At 46.4% G+C, this 16,988-nt stretch carries 14 protein-coding genes; 7 read left to right on the plus strand and 7 right to left on the minus strand.

Features of this window, described 5'->3' with window-relative positions:
• Positions 1-140: 140 nt before the first annotated feature.
• On the minus strand, positions 141-848 hold the full coding sequence (locus MKY44_RS20085; protein ID WP_036615169.1) for a metal-dependent hydrolase: 708 nt from the start codon (positions 846-848) through the stop codon (positions 141-143).
• Between the two features lie 275 nt (positions 849-1,123).
• Here MKY44_RS20085 and nirB point away from each other — a divergent pair, with 275 nt between their 5' ends.
• From nirB to MKY44_RS20105, 4 genes are all read left to right on the plus strand, one after another.
• The gene (nirB, locus tag MKY44_RS20090; protein ID WP_341008256.1) at positions 1,124-3,553 is read left to right on the plus strand and encodes a nitrite reductase large subunit NirB; all 2,430 of its coding nucleotides are present in this window, start codon (positions 1,124-1,126) and stop codon (positions 3,551-3,553) included.
• A 55-nt stretch (positions 3,554-3,608) separates the two neighbouring features.
• Positions 3,609-3,935: a nitrite reductase small subunit NirD gene (gene nirD / locus MKY44_RS20095; protein ID WP_338588038.1), complete on the plus strand. Its 327-nt coding sequence runs from the start codon at positions 3,609-3,611 to the stop codon at positions 3,933-3,935.
• Positions 3,936-3,984: 49 nt separating this feature from the next.
• Positions 3,985-4,767: a formate/nitrite transporter family protein gene (locus tag MKY44_RS20100; RefSeq protein WP_338588039.1), complete on the plus strand. Its 783-nt coding sequence runs from the start codon at positions 3,985-3,987 to the stop codon at positions 4,765-4,767.
• A gap of 285 nt (positions 4,768-5,052) precedes the next feature.
• Positions 5,053-5,682: a YfbR-like 5'-deoxynucleotidase gene (locus MKY44_RS20105; protein ID WP_133385582.1), complete on the plus strand. Its 630-nt coding sequence runs from the start codon at positions 5,053-5,055 to the stop codon at positions 5,680-5,682.
• On the opposite strand, the gene MKY44_RS20110 is transcribed toward MKY44_RS20105, so the two are convergent.
• Both MKY44_RS20110 and MKY44_RS20115 read right to left on the minus strand, forming a co-directional pair.
• Entirely contained in the window at positions 5,683-6,492 is an 810-nt protein-coding gene (locus MKY44_RS20110; protein WP_211080853.1) for a response regulator transcription factor, read from the minus strand.
• Between the two features lie 4 nt (positions 6,493-6,496).
• Positions 6,497-8,374 carry a cache domain-containing sensor histidine kinase gene (locus tag MKY44_RS20115; RefSeq protein WP_341008257.1) on the minus strand — a complete coding sequence of 626 codons (1,878 nt, stop codon included), beginning with the start codon at positions 8,372-8,374 and terminating at the stop codon, positions 6,497-6,499.
• Between the two features lie 177 nt (positions 8,375-8,551).
• Here MKY44_RS20115 and MKY44_RS20120 point away from each other — a divergent pair, with 177 nt between their 5' ends.
• The 3 genes from MKY44_RS20120 (at position 8,552) to MKY44_RS20130 (ending at position 11,655) form a co-directional block, all read left to right on the plus strand.
• Positions 8,552-9,856, plus strand: coding sequence for an ABC transporter substrate-binding protein (locus tag MKY44_RS20120; protein WP_341008258.1), 1,305 nt, complete (start codon positions 8,552-8,554; stop codon positions 9,854-9,856).
• Between the two features lie 100 nt (positions 9,857-9,956).
• The gene (locus MKY44_RS20125; protein ID WP_017687164.1) at positions 9,957-10,829 is read left to right on the plus strand and encodes a carbohydrate ABC transporter permease; all 873 of its coding nucleotides are present in this window, start codon (positions 9,957-9,959) and stop codon (positions 10,827-10,829) included.
• A gap of 1 nt (position 10,830) precedes the next feature.
• Positions 10,831-11,655 (plus strand): carbohydrate ABC transporter permease, encoded by an 825-nt coding sequence (locus MKY44_RS20130; RefSeq protein WP_036668529.1) that lies wholly within the window; start codon positions 10,831-10,833, stop codon positions 11,653-11,655.
• A 162-nt stretch (positions 11,656-11,817) separates the two neighbouring features.
• On the opposite strand, the gene MKY44_RS20135 is transcribed toward MKY44_RS20130, so the two are convergent.
• Genes MKY44_RS20135 through MKY44_RS20150 form a run of 4 tightly spaced genes read right to left on the minus strand, consistent with a single transcriptional unit; the run spans position 11,818 to position 16,976 of the window.
• A complete protein-coding gene (locus tag MKY44_RS20135; protein WP_036668528.1) occupies positions 11,818-13,146 on the minus strand; it encodes an MFS transporter in 1,329 nt (442 codons plus the stop codon).
• A gap of 20 nt (positions 13,147-13,166) precedes the next feature.
• On the minus strand, positions 13,167-13,802 hold the full coding sequence (locus tag MKY44_RS20140; protein ID WP_036615194.1) for a TetR/AcrR family transcriptional regulator: 636 nt from the start codon (positions 13,800-13,802) through the stop codon (positions 13,167-13,169).
• Positions 13,803-13,862: 60 nt separating this feature from the next.
• Complete coding sequence (locus MKY44_RS20145; RefSeq protein WP_047843824.1) at positions 13,863-14,630, minus strand: ABC transporter ATP-binding protein; 768 nt, start codon at positions 14,628-14,630, stop codon at positions 13,863-13,865.
• Between the two features lie 12 nt (positions 14,631-14,642).
• Positions 14,643-16,976 carry an ABC transporter permease gene (locus MKY44_RS20150; RefSeq protein ID WP_341008259.1) on the minus strand — a complete coding sequence of 778 codons (2,334 nt, stop codon included), beginning with the start codon at positions 16,974-16,976 and terminating at the stop codon, positions 14,643-14,645.
• Positions 16,977-16,988: the final 12 nt, after the last annotated feature.

The raw sequence follows: 16,988 nt of genomic DNA on the forward strand, positions 1-16,988 counted from the left end.
TATTCGGTTCTTCCGATATTGACGACCTGACTGATTCTCCTTCTCAATCCTGAATTGGCTAGGTTATTACGATTTATTCATTATGAAATCCATACCTGTAAACGCCAGCCCAAAATATGCGGGCTGGCGTTTTTGGATGGCTATAGAAATAGCGGTGAGAATGCAATCCAGGCCAAAATAAGAGTAAGCACAATGCAGACATTCTCTACAACGGCCCCACGCTTGGTCCCTGTACTCATCAGATTCACCCGTATGCGCCACTTGAGCGGTGGTAACGGACGAATACCCCGATTGGTTAGTGAATCGGCCAACAGATGCATCGCATATGCCGTGCCTCCCGCTACCCAAATCTCCGGTCCCTGCTGCTGGGTCGTGCTGTACAACAAGCCCGCCCATATTGCGGTTCCGTATAGGGTATGTGTCAGTCCCCTATGAGTCAGTGTGGTGCAGAGCATTAACAAACTGCCCGCAATCAAGTTCCACGGTGCGAACGCGTGACCATAGAAGACCAGCCCAAGTCCAATCGCAAACATCAACACTTTGCGAAGCGAACGTGAAGGCAGGAATGACACGAGCGCAATGAGGATCGCAAGCAACAGGTTCCATGGTTTGGCATGAACATAGAAGTACACAAATACAGCTGTGGGCAACAGAATCGTCTGTAACAACCTGATCAGACTGTTAGGCAAGGCTCTGGATACCAGCAGCGAATTTGGCTCATCAATGTCAGGCAATAACGAACCAATCAGAGCAACCGTAACTGCCGGTGCAGTCACCGGCATACCGGCCAACTGCAGAACAGAAAGCGACACGCCTGTCCCGATAATAAGGTGGGATCTTCCCATCATGATGCAAAAACGTCCTTTCGAAGAAATCGGGAACAATACGGCCCAGTTCCGATTTTACAACGAAAACAAAATAAGAACAATAGTTCGCATTTCTTATTTGTATGAAAATAAATATAACTTTCTGTGATAGGGCTCACACTATTATATTAATGACTCTTCTATCTTTATTAGTGAATTAAATCACATAAACTGTCGTCAACTACTTGTATAATTTCAAATATAAACCACTAAAATTGTTGGTAATGTACAGCGTCTATCCAAGGAGGCATACACACATGAACGGAAAAAAAGAGAAACTCGTTATCATAGGTAACGGAATGGCAGGAATCAGTACCGTAGAACAAATTTTGAAATTAACATCGCGATTTGATATTACCGTTTTTGGCACAGAGCCCCACCCTAACTACAACCGCATTATGTTGTCCTATGTATTGGAAGGAAGCAAAACACTGGATGACATCGTGCTGAACGACCTTCACTGGTATGAAGATTACGGCATTACGCTGCACACAGGCACAACGGTTACACGAATCGATGCCGAGACACACGAAGTTGTGACTGAAGATGGAACTCGCGTTCCTTATGACAAAATTATCATTGCAACAGGCTCCAACTCCTTCATTCTCCCCGTACCGGGACACGACAAAGAGGGTGTTGTCGGTTTCCGCGATATCGCTGATTGTAATGTGATGCTCGACGCTGCCAAACAGTACAAAAGAGCGGCCGTCATCGGGGGCGGACTGCTGGGGCTTGAAGCTGCCAAAGGTTTGGTACAACTCGGCATGGAAGTTACCGTAGTGCACTTGATGCAGGATTTGATGGAGCGTCAGCTTGATCCACAAGCTTCAGCCATGTTAAAAGCTGAATTGGAACGTCAGGGTATCCGGTTCAAGATGGGTGCGCAGACTTCCGAACTGCTGGGCGGCGAACGCGTTGAAGGGATTCGTTTTGCAGATGATACGGTTCTGAATGTTGATTTTGTGGTCATGGCTGTAGGCATTAAACCCAATACGGCTGTGGCCCGCGAAAGCGGTATGGAAGTGAACCGGGGTATTGTCGTGGATGACTATATGCAGACTTCATTTGAGAATGTGTACTCGGTCGGGGAATGTACAGAGCACCGCGGGGTATGTTACGGCCTCGTTGCCCCATTGTTCGAGCAAGGTATGATTCTGGCGAAACATATCTGCGGTGTGGAGACCGCTCCATATGAAGGTTCTGTAGTATCTACGAAATTGAAAATTTCGGGTGTAGACGTCTTTTCAACCGGTGAATTCATCGACAGTCCAGAGCACACCGTCATTTCGCACAAAGATGACTGGAAACGGACCTACAAAAAAATTCTGCTTCGTGATAATAAAATGGTCGGCGCTGTTCTCTTCGGTGACATTACGGATTCTGCCGAATTGCAAAAACTGATTAAAAATCAAACCGAAATGACCGAAGAATTGTATGGTTCACTCATGGGTACAGGCTGCGGCGGTCATAAGAAAACCACCTCTGTAGAAACGATGGCGGAAGACGAGATTGTTTGTGGATGTAACGGTGTAACTAAAGGAACCATTGTTGATGTCATTACAAATCAAGGACTTACCAGCGTAGATGAAATCAAAGCCTGTACCGGTGCAACACGCTCTTGTGGTGGGTGTAAACCGGTTGTGGAACAGATTCTGCAATATGTACTTGGAGACAGTTTCAGTACTGGAGGCAAACAGGGCATCTGCGGATGTACTTCCATGGGACGGGATGAAATCGTAGCCGAGATTCGTGAAAAAGGATTACAAACAACCAAAGAGGTCATGAATGTACTGGGTTGGAGTCAACCTGAAGGTTGTTCCAAATGTCGTCCGGCGATCAACTATTACCTTGGCATGATTGCACCAGATACTCACGAAGATGAGAAAGAATCCCGTTTTGTTAACGAACGTATGAACGCGAATATTCAAAAGGATGGAACGTATACGGTTGTACCTCGAATGTATGGCGGGGTGACTACACCAGCGGACCTCAAACGTATCGCTGACGTTTCAGTCAAATATGATGTGAAAGCAGTCAAAGTTACCGGTGGTCAGCGTCTCGACTTGATTGGTGTTAAAAAAGAAGATCTGACTAAAGTCTGGGCTGAACTGGATATGCCTTCAGGGTATGCATACGCCAAATCGCTGCGTACGGTCAAAACATGTGTCGGCTCCCAATTCTGCCGATTCGGTACACAGGATTCCATGGCCATGGGTGCTCGCATTGAACGTAAATTCGAACGTCTTGATCTGCCAGCCAAGTTTAAATATGCCGTCAACGGTTGTCCGCGAAACTGTGCAGAGGCGTGTACCAAAGATATCGGTATCGTTGGTAACGACGGAGGCTGGGAAATCTTCATCGGTGGTAACGGCGGTATTAAAGCTAGACTGGCTGATTCCTTATGCAAAGTGAAAACAGATGAAGAGTTGATTGAACTGTGCGGAGCCATCATGCAATATTACCGCGAGACAGGTAACTATCTGGAACGGACTTCCGAGTGGGTGGAACGCATGGGTCTGGAGCATATTCGTTCGGTTGTCGTGGATAACCTTGAGGAACGTAAAGCGTTGATGCAGCGGATTGAATTTGCACTTGAGCATGTTGAAGAACCTTGGCAAAAAGCGATTCGCAATGAGGAAGGCCAAAGCAAAATGTTCCATGGTATCGAAGTATCGGCTCGTCCATAAGCAAGCTTGCAGGATTAATACTGGAGAATGTTAAATAGATAAGGAGTGGTTTAAGATGACGACAAAACAATCAGGCATCTACTTCCCCGCCGGAGTAGTTGAAGAATTCCTGCCACGAATCGGAAGAGTAGTTGAGATTCGGGACCATCAGCTTGCTGTCTTTCGTGCATCGGATGGCACCATCTTCGCCGCTGATAATCACAACCCCCATCCCAAGGGTGGGCCGCTGGCTGAAGGCATCGTGTCCGGGCATTATCTGTACGATCCGCTGTATGATTGGAAAATTGACCTGACTACCGGTGTTGTGCAAGCACCCGACAATGGGCAAGTGCAAATGTATCCGGTGAAGGTAGAGAACGGCCAAGTCTGGATTGAAATATAGCTCCATCGAAACGTTCAAAGATTGATGCAAAATAATGGGGGAAACCGTGATGTATACACCAAGTGTTGAGGGAATTATTGAAGCTGCGGTTAAAAAACGGGATCAGATGAACTCAAATCTTTCACGCTACATGGTTGCCGCCTTAATGGCGGGTGCCTATGTAGGGCTTGGCATCGTACTGATCTTCAGTATTGGTGCCCCGCTCCTAGCGGCACAGTCACCACTGCAAACCATGTTGATGGGCATGTCCTTCGGACTCGCCCTCACGCTAGTCATTTTTGCCGGATCGGAACTATTTACAGGCAACAACATGTTTTTCACCATGAGCACGCTCGCAGGCCGGACCACAGTTAAAGATACACTGAAAAACTGGGGACTCGTTTTCCTCGGCAATCTGTTAGGTGCGATCCTGCTCAGCCTGCTTATTGTAGGCAGCGGTCTGTTCAAAACGGCTGCGCCCGAACATCTTCTATTTGTCGCTTCTGCCAAAAAGATGGCTGCTCCCGTATCGGAGTTATTCTTCCGCGGCATTCTCTGTAACTGGCTTGTCTGTCTGGCGATCTGGATGGCTGCTCGCACAAAAGAGGATATCGCCAAAATTGCTCTCATCTGGTGGTGTCTATACGCCTTTATTGCAAGTGGATATGAGCACAGTGTTGCCAATATGACTTTGCTGTCTTTATCCTGGCTGCTGCCAAACCACCCGGATACCATTACTCTGGCAGGCTGGTTTCATAACATGATCCCGGTGACGCTTGGTAATATCATCGGCGGTGCCCTCTTTGTTGGAATGGCGTACTGGTATACTTCTCCGGTACGTAAAAAGTCATAATGCTTGATTCAACTGTACTTATGTAGCGCTAGAGCACAACATCTACACACTGAAGCCACGATGGATGCCGAACTCACGTTCAGTCACACATCGTGGCTTTTTATTGTTTGTCGATAAGCTGCGTACTTTCTCCTACGTCTCCCTTTCATCCTCTCGTCCTTCTATAGAGAATTAAAACTTCATTTTACCTTCGGCGCTATCCGCGTTAATCCACAGTTGACATAACTGGCGTATAGTCGATGGATACTCACACTTATACTCAATCAGCAAAGGATGAACGCTTATATGGGAATTCACACGTACTTCAGGTCACTGAATGATCTTGAACGTATTATTCGTACACCTGGCAAATTCAAATTCGAAGAACACAGCGTATCCGCTCATTCCTGGAAAGTGGTACAGTACGCCAAAACGCTCGCAGATATTGAGGAGCAACATGGAGTCACCATTGATTGGAAGAAGTTATACGAAATTACGAGCAGTCATGATTATGGCGAAATCTTCATCGGTGATATCAAAACACCCGTGAAACATTATTCACTGGAGCTGCGTTCGATGCTGCAAAAGGTGGAAGAAGGCATGGTTGAACATTTTATTAATGAAAATATTCCTGAAGAGTTCCAGCCTATCTTCCGCAGACAGCTGCGTGAGGGCAAAGACCAATCGGTTGAAGGACTGATTCTCGAAGTCGCAGACAAGATGGATCAGGTATATGAAGCCTTTGCTGAGCTCCAACGTGGCAATACGGAGAAAGAATTTATCGTTATGTACCGTTATGCCTTGGTCAAAATCAAAAATATCGACCTCCACTGTGTGCAGTATTTCCTGGAACAGATTCTCCCCGACATGATCGAAGAAGGCATCCGCTCCCCGTTTGATATTCGCAAAATAACCGAAGAAGCTCTGGCCCAGTAATCAGCTCAAGTCAACATGGTTCTCATCATCCATGGACAGGGCTTTTTTTCGTTCCTGCAGTTGCAGTCGGTACTCGCTGGGGTACATGCCCGTTTTGTTTTTGAAAATCCGGCTGAAATAGTGGGAATCACTATACCCTACCGCTCCACCAATGGTCTTGATATCCATATTCTCATGAGTAACGAGCATGCGTTTTGCTTCATTAATCCGAAGACCTGTCATATATTTCAACGGGGTCTCACCCGTTACTTTCTTAAAACACTTCCCCAGATAGTCCACACTAAAATGCATCTGTCCCGCCATGTCCTGGAGTGTAATCTCATGCATGTAATTCTGCTTCAAATACAACTTAACGGCCTCTGCGATATCCTCCGGCTTCACCTGTTCATCCAGCACGGCACTGACATGGGCAAGCGAATCCACAGCGCTCCCAAGCTTCAATTCCATCGCATCCAGCAGTGTACGAAGCTGTTCTTCCGATAATGGTTTGAGCAGATAATCCTCCACCTTGTAACTGATCGCCTGTCGTGCATATTCGAATTCATGATAACCACTCAGAATGACAATTTTCACATGCGGATAGGCAAAATACAGATGTTTGGCGAGTTCCAATCCGTTCATCACCGGCATCTGAATATCGGTTACAACCAGATCAGGAACGGAATGTTCGATCAGCTGTAACGCTTCCTGACCGTTCCTCGCCTCACCGATCACCTCGAACCGGGTGCCCAACTCTCTGAATTTGCGTGAGACATTCCGGCGAATCAGGGCTTCATCTTCCACAATAATCGTTCTATATTTGATTGTCATGGGTTCAGTCATGCTCCTTTCGAATGGAACCACCTATGGTAATCTGGACACCGCCGGAAGGCTTGTTCGTAATCTGCATGTGGGCTGCCGTGCCATACCATAATTTCAATCGGACCCATATATTCTTGAGTCCCATACCGTTAATTTCGAGGTCAGGCATCCGCTCCCACTCCTGTGACTGTTCAATGTAATGCATGATCTTGGCAAGTGCCTCGGGTTCCATGCCAGGTCCGTTGTCTTCCACGTGGATCTGCCAGGTTTGCTGTACTGCATCCATATCTCCAGTGATATTTAGTTTCCATGGAGGGGTATCACCTAGTCCATATTTCATGGCATTTTCGAGTAGTGGTTGTACCATCAGCATCGGAACCTGGATATGTTGCATTTCATCCGGAATATGAAACTCGTAGTGCAGATCATCTTCAAACCGGATCTTCATACACTCCAGATACCGCTCGCAATAATCCAGTTCCTGAGACAGTGGAACCCCGTTCTTACCCGGAGTAGAAATATAACGGAGCATGGATGCAATATGACCACAAAACGCGACAATCTGCTCATTCATGCCTTCTTCCGCCATGATGCTAATATTCGTGATGTTGTTGTAGAGAAAATGCGGGTTCATCTGGGATTGTAACGCCAGTAATCTCGCTTCTGTCTCCTGAGATTTCATCGCCAGCCTGTCCTGAAACGATTGCACAAGCTGTTGATTCAGCCGGATAAACGTATCATTCAGCTCATCCATCTCCCGAATAGAACCGGGATGCTCCAGCTTGAACAACTGACCGGAATCCTGACCCGATACCAGATCATTCTCACCCGTTTTCTGAATAATGCGCTGCAAGCGATGCAGCGGCAAAGTAACCCGTTTGGAGATCAGATACGAGAGAACCAGAATTAACATGAGAGTAGCTAACGTGGCACCAATAAACATCACAGCCATCCGGTTGAGACTCTCAAAAAGAGACTGTTTGGACTGCATGACAATAACGGTCCATCCCGTCTCCTGTGACGTCATGTACGTCATCATTTGTTTGGACTGACTCAAAGGATCGGTGATCTCCTGCATCGTATCAGGCGGAAATGAAAGATTTTGAATCAAGTCCACATCATCGAAATGGCCTGCTTGAGGAGCATCGGCATCCGAAGAAAGTGGATACAACCGTGTATTTTGTTCATCCACTACATAGATTCGAAGATCGTTGTTACTCGCCTGCAAATCATTCAAATGCTGAAACAGGGTTCCGGCATCCTGCAAAATCTCAACGACGCCCTGGCTGACATAATTGCCATCTTTGTATACCCGGGTAAGGGAAATATAGGGTTGCTCCGATTTCCCCTCGCCGGTCGGCATGGGCAAAGCTCCCCCCTCTAACAATTGGATCACCCGCCATCCACTCCGCTCCCAGGTTTCCTTGTACCACGGTCGCTGAGTCAGGTCTACCGACAGTTGACCGTTGAATGCACCCGCTCCCAGCATCTTGCCATTCACATCATAGATATTGGCCTGCTTGGCTGTATTGGAGCTGCTGATGATCGCGAGAATAACATCAATTAGTGTGGTTGTATCCTTATACAATGCCGGATCACTCGTCATCGTCTGCTCGCTATCCTCCGCTGGTGCCAAGTAGTGACTGAAGTGTTCTTTGACCAGATTGGAATACACAATATTCATGGAAAAGTTGTTCATTTTCACCACTTCCTGATCCAAGTTACTGACGATTGATACCCCCAGTTGTCTCTGCTGTTCTTCACTTCGCTGACGAATGTCACTTGCAAGGAAAACATACAGAAGCCCCGCCACAATCAGCGAAAAGATAATAAATACCGCAGAGTAATAGGCAAACAGACTTTGCTGAAGCGTTCCAAATCGATATCGCAATCCCCACACACCTCGTCCTATGATGATATCTGTCACACCATTCGAAAATGTCCACCCAACAGAACGCTTTTGTCTATTGAGCACATCCGCTGTTCACAGTAAAGTTATCCACATAAGAATACGCTTACATTAAGCGTTTCGGCAAGTGACAATTTTCTTTATATTCCGGGAGGTTCAATGATGAGAAAACGATTTCTATTTTCGCTTGCAAGTGTGCTCCTGCTTTCCGCTCTGCTGCTTGCCGGGTGCAACTCAGGCAAAAGTACGGAAGGTTCGGGTAAGGTGACACTCACGTTTGGAACAAGCCAATCCGGTATTCCGCGTACAGGCATCATGCAGACGATGGCCAAGGAATATGAGCAGGAGACGGGTGTCAAAATTGACTTCCAGGTCGTCCCTGACGCACAGTGGCGTGACCTGATCAAGGTGAAGCTGGCCTCTGGCGAAGCACCTGATATTTTCAATGTCGATGTGGACCCACTGAGCATGCCGGCTAACGTAAGACCGGAGGAAAATGCCATTGACTTGACCAATGAGGAATTCACAGGTCGGATGTCTGAAGAGATTTTGCCAACCGTTAGTCACAATGACAAGGTGTACGGGGTTTCTTTTGCGCCAACGAAAATTTGGTATGTGTACTATAACAAACGTATCTTCCAAGAGCTCGGCATAGAACCTCCTACATCCTATGCCGAATTCAAGGCAATCAGCCAGAAAATTAAGGATAAAGACATTATTCCGTTCTATCAAGCACCTGCCAGCGGGTGGTATCAGGTTCTGCCTTTGTTTGAAACGGGGCCTAACTATGAGCAAACAACAGCAGGAACCTACGAAAAATTAAATAACAATGAGATGAAAGTCGCAGATATGACGCAACTCAAGACGGTCATTGAACAATTGAAGGAATTTGCGGATCTCGGTTATTTCGGCAAAGACTTCTTGTCCAATACGGTAGAAGCGGGAATTGAAGCGTTTGGTCAGGAGAAAGCAGCGATGTTGCTGCGGGTTCCAGGGACGGAAAAGGAAGTGTCCGAAGCGTATCCGGAAATGGAAGACAATATGGGATTCTTCGTCATGCCGTGGGGAGATAATCAGACGATTGGTGTGAATCCGGGCGGATCGGCTGCGATGTTTGGTAACAAAAACAGTAAACATCCCGAAGAAGTGCTGAAATTCTTCCGCTGGATTACCGAGCATGATCACTTGCAACGTGTGTTCGATGAAGGTGAAGGTAACCTGACGATCTGCTGGCCGGAAATCGAACCGAAGCTGACACAGGACTACATCGACTATGAGAAAGATCATGAAAAAGGTACGGTTATGCAGGCCGCTGTGAAATACATTGATCCACAATGGATGGATATTGGCAAAGACTTGTCAGGCATGTTCGCTGGCGCAATGACACCGGATCAGATTTTGCAAAATATTGATAAACGTCGGGCTGAACAAGCCAAAGTGCTGAAAGATGAGAAGTGGCAGTAAAAGCGCGTATTTCAAGTAAATATAAACGCTGAACAACCTTACATGCAGCGGGCATTTGCCCGCTTGTGTATTTTGGCAGGAAGGAAAGGTGTTACGGATTATGAATGCAAACAAAATCTATCCATGGTATTTCTCATCTGGAGCGATTGTATTATATCTGCTGTTCATTGTCGCTCCCGCCCTGCTGGGCATCTATTATTCCTTCACCGACTGGAACAGCTATAGTTCGGAGAAGAACTTTATCGGTCTGGAGCATTTCCGCACTATTCTGGCGGGTGATCCGACCTATCTGCTTTTTATCAAAAACACAGTCCTCTTCACCCTGGTTACATCCATCGCCAAGACGGTTCTCGGCTTGTTTCTGGCCCTGCTGCTGGTCAGCGGTGTAAAGGCCGCGAATCTGCACCGGATGATCATTTTCTCCCCGCAGGTGCTGTCGTTCCTGATTGTTGGGCTTGTGTTCAAAAGTCTGCTTGACCCCAACAACGGGTTCGTAAACGTAACCCTGCGTTCCATGGGACTGGACGTTCTCGCCCAGAATTGGCTGGGTTCCCTGACCTGGGCCATGCCATCCATCATGGCAGTGGACACGTGGAAAGGCATGGGGTACATCATGGTGCTGTTCATCGCCGGACTGCTCGCCATCCCCCGCGATTATTACGAAGCAGCGTCCATAGACGGCGCCGGATTCGGACAGAAGCTGTTCAGGATCACCATTCCGATGCTGATGCCTACCATTACCATTGCCACGGTGCTTAATATTACATACGGGCTGAGAGTATTCGATGCCGTATACGTGTTAACCAATGGTGGCCCCGGTAACGCGACAGATGTGATTAATACGGCTGTCTATTCCTCTTTTGCCAAAGGATATTGGGGACTGGGGAGTGCGCTATCCACCATTCTGTTTGTCATCATGGCGATCATCTCCTTTTTCATCATTCGTTTGATGAACCGAAAGGTGGAATACTAACATGCGTTTGAGAAAAAGACTCGCTTCCATTGGGTTAAATGCACTCGCCTGGCTGCTTAGCCTGGTGGTCTTGATTCCTTTTGTCGTCATTGTACTGAATTCATTCAAGTCGGACGCCGAGGCCAAAGTGCTAAAACTGACGCTGCCCGAGAAGTTTATTTTCGAAAATTACAAAATCGTCTATGAACAGGGACATTTAGGCGGTTCCTTTTTCAACAGTCTGCTGCATTCCGGGGCTTCTTCCCTGCTACTGGTGTTTGTTGTGGCCTTCTCGGCCTTCACGTTATCACGCAACCATTCGAGGCTCAGCAAGTTTCTGTACTTCTTCCTGATTCTTGGTATCACACTGCCGCTCAACTACATTCCGCTGATGGAAGTCATGAAGTCCATGGGCATGATCAATTCACATGTCGGCATGATTCTGCTCTACACGGCTATGGGTATTCCAATCTCGCTGTTCATTACGTATGCGTTTGTGTCTAACATCCCGAAGGAGCTGGACGAAGCGGCCATTATGGACGGGTGTAACGGGATCAAGCTGTTCCTGAGAATCATTGTACCTTTGTTAACCTCGGTGCTGGTAACGGTATTTGTTCTTAATTTCCTGAGTGTCTGGAATGAGTTTACTGCCCCACTCTATATGCTGAATACAGTGGAGATGTGGCCGATGACGCTGGCTGTATATAACTTCTTCGGGCAATTCAGTGCTCAGTGGAATCTGGTTAGCGCGGATATTGTGCTCACGTCATTGCCTGTGTTAATTGTGTTCCTCATTGGGCAAAAGTATATTGTAGGAGGACTAACTTCAGGGGCGGTTAAAGGGTAAGCTCCACCGACAATCCAAATACACAAACATTCTTGTCTAAGTACATCTTCTGACTCCTCAGCACAAAAAAGCCCTTGTCTGCTTCATCGTGTGAACAACTTCTTCGTACAGAAGAAGTATCACACGCTGCTGCGGACAAGGGCTTACGCTGTTGGATTCGAATTAATCGTGCGCCAACCCGCCAACATCAGATGGAGCTGTTATATCTGGGCTCTGTTCCAGAGATTTGATCATTTTCAAACGGGATGTGATTATTGCGATCAGAATAACAAACAGACCCGCGATGATAAACAGAAAGGCAATACCTCTGCCTGGCCCAGTTCCAATAATTTGACCAACAGACGAAGCCAGTGCTCCCCCCTCCATCAGCAACGGATTAAACACATGGTCGGCCAGAAATCCAGCTAAACTGTACGCGATAATAAACCCGAGTTGTGACAGAATACCAATGATTCCCCATACCCTACCCTGCTTATCGTTGGCGATATTGTTTCGCACCAGCACATCTGCGCTCATATTGACAAACGGCAGTGATGACAGGAACAGAAAACCTGCGAAGATAATAAAATAAATGTTGGTGGATATCCCCAGAAGCGAGAAAGACAAGCCGCACAAAATTAGACCCATCACAAGCACACTTGCATATCTCTTTGTTATTGTAAATATGCCGATGCACAAGCTGCTAATCAGCATGCCGATGGCGCTAACAGACTGAAACGTTCCAAGTGTCTTTGCATCCGTGAATGACAGAAGCATCGGACCAATGAGTGTCTCCAGGAATCCCAGATAAAAGGTGACAAGTGAAATAATCACCACCAGCAACAGTACTCCCTTGTTGGTTACAACTTCTCTCCAGCCCTCTTGAATATCGGTGATCCAGTTTTTTCCTTCTCGATCCTCTCGCTCCACCTTCATGCTCTTCCGAATAACCAGCACAGCCAGAATGGCAACCAGGAATGTCAGAATATTAATGACCAGAATGACTTCAATGGTTGTTATACTAAGCAGAATGCCCGCAATGATGGGTGAAAACAGAAACTTCGAGGATTCAGCCAGTTGTACAAGACCGCTTCCTTTCGAGAACTGATCCTTATCCAGCAGGTCCGTAGCAGAGGCCTTATATGCCGGGCTCTGCAACGCAGAAAACACGGAACTAAAGGCTACTCCCACATAGATATGCCATAATTGGATATCACCTGTGAGCATAATGGACAGAATGAAAATCAAACCGGCTGCCGACCCCAGGTCGCCGATAATCATCATCGTTCGACGGTCGAATCGGTCTGCCAGTACCCCTCCAATAGGTCGAAGCAGGATATTCGGCAGAAACGTGAATAAGGTAATCAATGCAACACTTGTTGCCGTATTCGTTTTTTCGAAGGCATACACCCCCAGGGAGAAGGCAGTAAGTCCAATCCCAATCATGGAGATGAGCTGACCGAACCATACTACCAGAAACTTTTTAAATGATTTTTGAACGGTATGTTCCATGGATGATACTCCTTTCTCGGCTAACCTTGATTCGGAAAATAAAGACGAGTGACGTAGGCGAAGCTTCCTTGTTCTGCTCCCAGCACACGTTCCATAATATGTGTGAATGCTTCAACCTTTTTTTGGAGTTCTTCCTCCTCCCATTGAAAGATGCCTCGATCCAGCAAAAATTGTGACGATACGAGCAGGAATTCGATGGATTCCTTTGGGTTAGGTGTATGAAAAACCCCCTCCTGAATGCCCTGCTCTACCACCTCGGCCAAGATGGGACTTAATCGAATTACCGTCTCTACAAGACTCTTTTGGTGCATCTCCACATTATGAACACTGTGCAATTGCTCGATGAGATCATGTTTTCTGCCGTCAGGCTGATTCTGCGCCATCATGATGCGAAAAATTTTGTCATGGGCGTTCAGTTTGGGGTCGGACACCACGTGCCTGGCCGATGCCTCCCCACTCAGAATAAAACGCATCACGATGGCGTTCATAACCTCTTCCTTGGACTGAAAATAATAATAAAATGTACCCTTGGCAATGTTGCACGCCTGAAGGATATCCATGACCGTAGCTTTGGTGTACCCCTTTGTTATGAACAGAATCTCGGCGGCATCCAAAATCTCGTTCCTGCGTTCTTCCGGGTTTTTTATCAGTCTCATATCCTGGCCTCCGATACGTTCGACCGACTGTCGGTCTATTGTAGTCATGGAGTTCTTTTTTTAGAACCCCATTTCAGTCAACCATTGCGCCAAATGGCTTTCCCTTGTTTTCAGATCCTGACGCTCTCTTGCATATTTTCCAATATTTCTGTCTGCAACCAGCTTACCGTCCATCATAAACAGTACACGTTCCGATCTGGCAGCGACTTTCACATCATGGGTCACCAGCAGAATGGTTGTACCGGTTGCATTAATATCGCCCAGAATATCCATGATTTCATACGTTGATTTGGAATTCAGCGCCCCCGTTGGTTCATCGCCGAATAAAATATCTGGATTATTGATCAGCGCACGGCAGATGGCAATCCGTTGAAGCTGTCCGCCTGAGGCTTGGGTGATGTTATGCCCAGCAAGCTCATCAATCCCCATTTTTTTCATTAATGACATTGCCCGTGTATTAATCGTTTCTCTGCTGCTATTCTTGGCCAGATACGCGGAAAGTACGATATTGTCTAATAGATTCAGATTCTTGAGCAGATGAATATTCTGAAAGATGAATCCCATCTTGGTCAAACGTAGACTTGCCAGATCCCTCTCCTCAAATGCCGATATTTTTTTGCCATTAAAATAGACACTTCCAGCACTAATCTGATCCATACCACTTATGTTGTACAGTAAGGTAGACTTGCCTGAGCCAGATGGCCCCATGATGGAAACAAATTCTCCCTTTTTTAATTGAAGGTTGATATCTTTCAAGATGTTATGTTCTTCATTCTCGCCGATCGCTACCGATTTATTCACGTCTTTAGCCTCAAGTATAGTTGTCATCGTTGATCCTCCCTATTCGACAATCATTTTGGATATGCTCGTTTCCTTGATCGATTGGATACTAATCCATGCTGTCAGTACAATCGTGCCCGCAAGTAACAATGGACACAAAATATATGCCTGTAACGGGTTAACAACAAAAACAATATTGGAAGCTCCGAACGTCGACATAATGGCACTAACCAGCAACGGACCCAACGTATTGGACAATATCGTTCCAGTAACAACCCCTAAGATTAATATGACAAGTGACATCACGACATACTTGAACTTGATTTTAGACAAGGCAAACCCAAGGCTTCTTAGTACAGCAATGTCGTTGTTGTCCTTGGCTACTAACATCTGAAGGAACAGTGCTGTAATTAAAATAGATATGAAGACACCGATGACCAAGGCCAGCATCGTCACCAATTTCAATTGTTGGATGGTTCCGCCTAACGTCTGATCCAGATAACCTTGAAGATCGGTTACTTTGGCTGGCGAGAAAGCCGCCTCATATTCAGCAATTTTGGTAGCCATGTCCCCGCGATTATTCAGATCCAAACTGACCACATACCACAACACACTATCCTTGTTGTAAGGCAATAAGGCCTTCGCCGTTTTCCCACCATTCGTAACGTCCTGGTATATTCCGCTGACCGTCATCATTTGGTCCTTGCCATTAACCAGCAAGGTAAGTTGCTCACCAGTCTTCAGGCGCAGCTCGCTACTGTTGGCATCAGATAACGCAATTTCATTCTCGGTTGTTGGCGCATTACCGCTAACATAAGACAATGGGAAAATACTGAAATCCCCAGTTTCTACACTCAGATTGTCGTAACTTCCTTCCGCATTTTTAATCTTGAACTGGCTTGTTACTAATGGGGAATACGTTTTGATGTCTTTATCATTTTGGATCTGGGCAACCAGATTGTCATAACGCTGCTCCACATCATCTGTGTGCCTCAAGTCAATGCGAATATCACTTTGTCCAACACCCATATAAGAAATAAAACTTGGCGCCTGCAAAGTGTTCAGGAAGTTGACCGGCACAATCATGATAAATGAACTGACTACAAAGACGAACAACAATAATCGGAACATCTTGATTCGCTGTATGACTTCCTTCAGACCAAGAAAGACAGGTACGGAAGACCAGCGATTGCGGGACAAACTAAGCCGGTTTCGAATGATCTGTGTATCTCCCAGGCTCCCGGTACGGAGAGCATCCACCGCGGAGATGGAACGAAAACGCCGCAGTACCGTTCGACAGAACAGAACAACCATCGCAAATATGATTCCAGCGGCTAATAACGGAATCGCGAAATGCAACAGGGTTGCAGGTGCTTTTCCCATATACAACATGATGTTGGAAACAAATAATCTGTTAACGCCAAGTGATGCAATGTAACCAAGCACGGATGCAAATCCCGCCATAAATACATACTTCATCAGATACAGTCTCTTAATATCCTTCTCTGCGATCCCTATCGCTTTCATGACACTAATCTCACGATAATCCTCTTCGATGGTCGCAAGCATCGTGAATCGGATGCAGAGCATGGCAATCAGAATCAGCACAAGACTGACCAAAATAATAACGGCTGCAATGACTCCGTCGGTCATGGCATTCAATACCTGGAACAGCCCATAGGTTACGACTGGACCCGCGTTGGGAAGTCCGGCATTTTGGTAAGCCTGGGTAAATTCACTCGTCAGTCCGGGATCCGTCAACCGGAATTCAATGAGATACTCCATCTCTCCCACGCTCTGCTTCAGTTCCTGCAAATTCCCTTCACTCACGATAAAACGTTTGGAGTGCACAACCGATGGATTCATCTGAGCATCACGGACAAAATCAACGATGGTGTAAGAACGCTCAAATTGACCATTATCGATCCGAACCTGGTCGCCCACGCTCAATTTTTTTTGCTGCATGTAATATACCGGAACCGCGATCTCGCCATCGTTCACCTGAATAATCTCACTGTCCAGATTCAACAAATAGTCGAAACCCTGATTCTGTGTAACAAAGTCAATGTCCATAACGCTGTTCTTTTCGGACTCTGCTCCGAGAAACAGATTAGAGCCGTCAATGTTGACCATTTCCACAATCTGATGCTGCTGGACCATGGCATTTTCTTCAGCCCATGTGTTCACTTTGACCTGATCAAGTTCTCCGGCATGCATTTGCACAAAGTGTGGTGTTTTGGATTCAGAAAATAGATATTGGATGGAACTCGTCAGTTCCATAATCATTCGTGACCCCGAAGATACCAGCAAGGCGGCCAGCAGTACAAAAATAAATAACGCAGCGGTAATCCCTTTTTTTCTCGTTATATCGTTTCTCAGCATTCGTAGCAGCATAAACGAACATGG

Origin of the sequence: Paenibacillus sp. FSL R7-0026, from assembly GCF_038004485.1 — a bacterium.
Lineage (GTDB): Bacteria > Bacillota > Bacilli > Paenibacillales > Paenibacillaceae > Paenibacillus > Paenibacillus xylanexedens_A.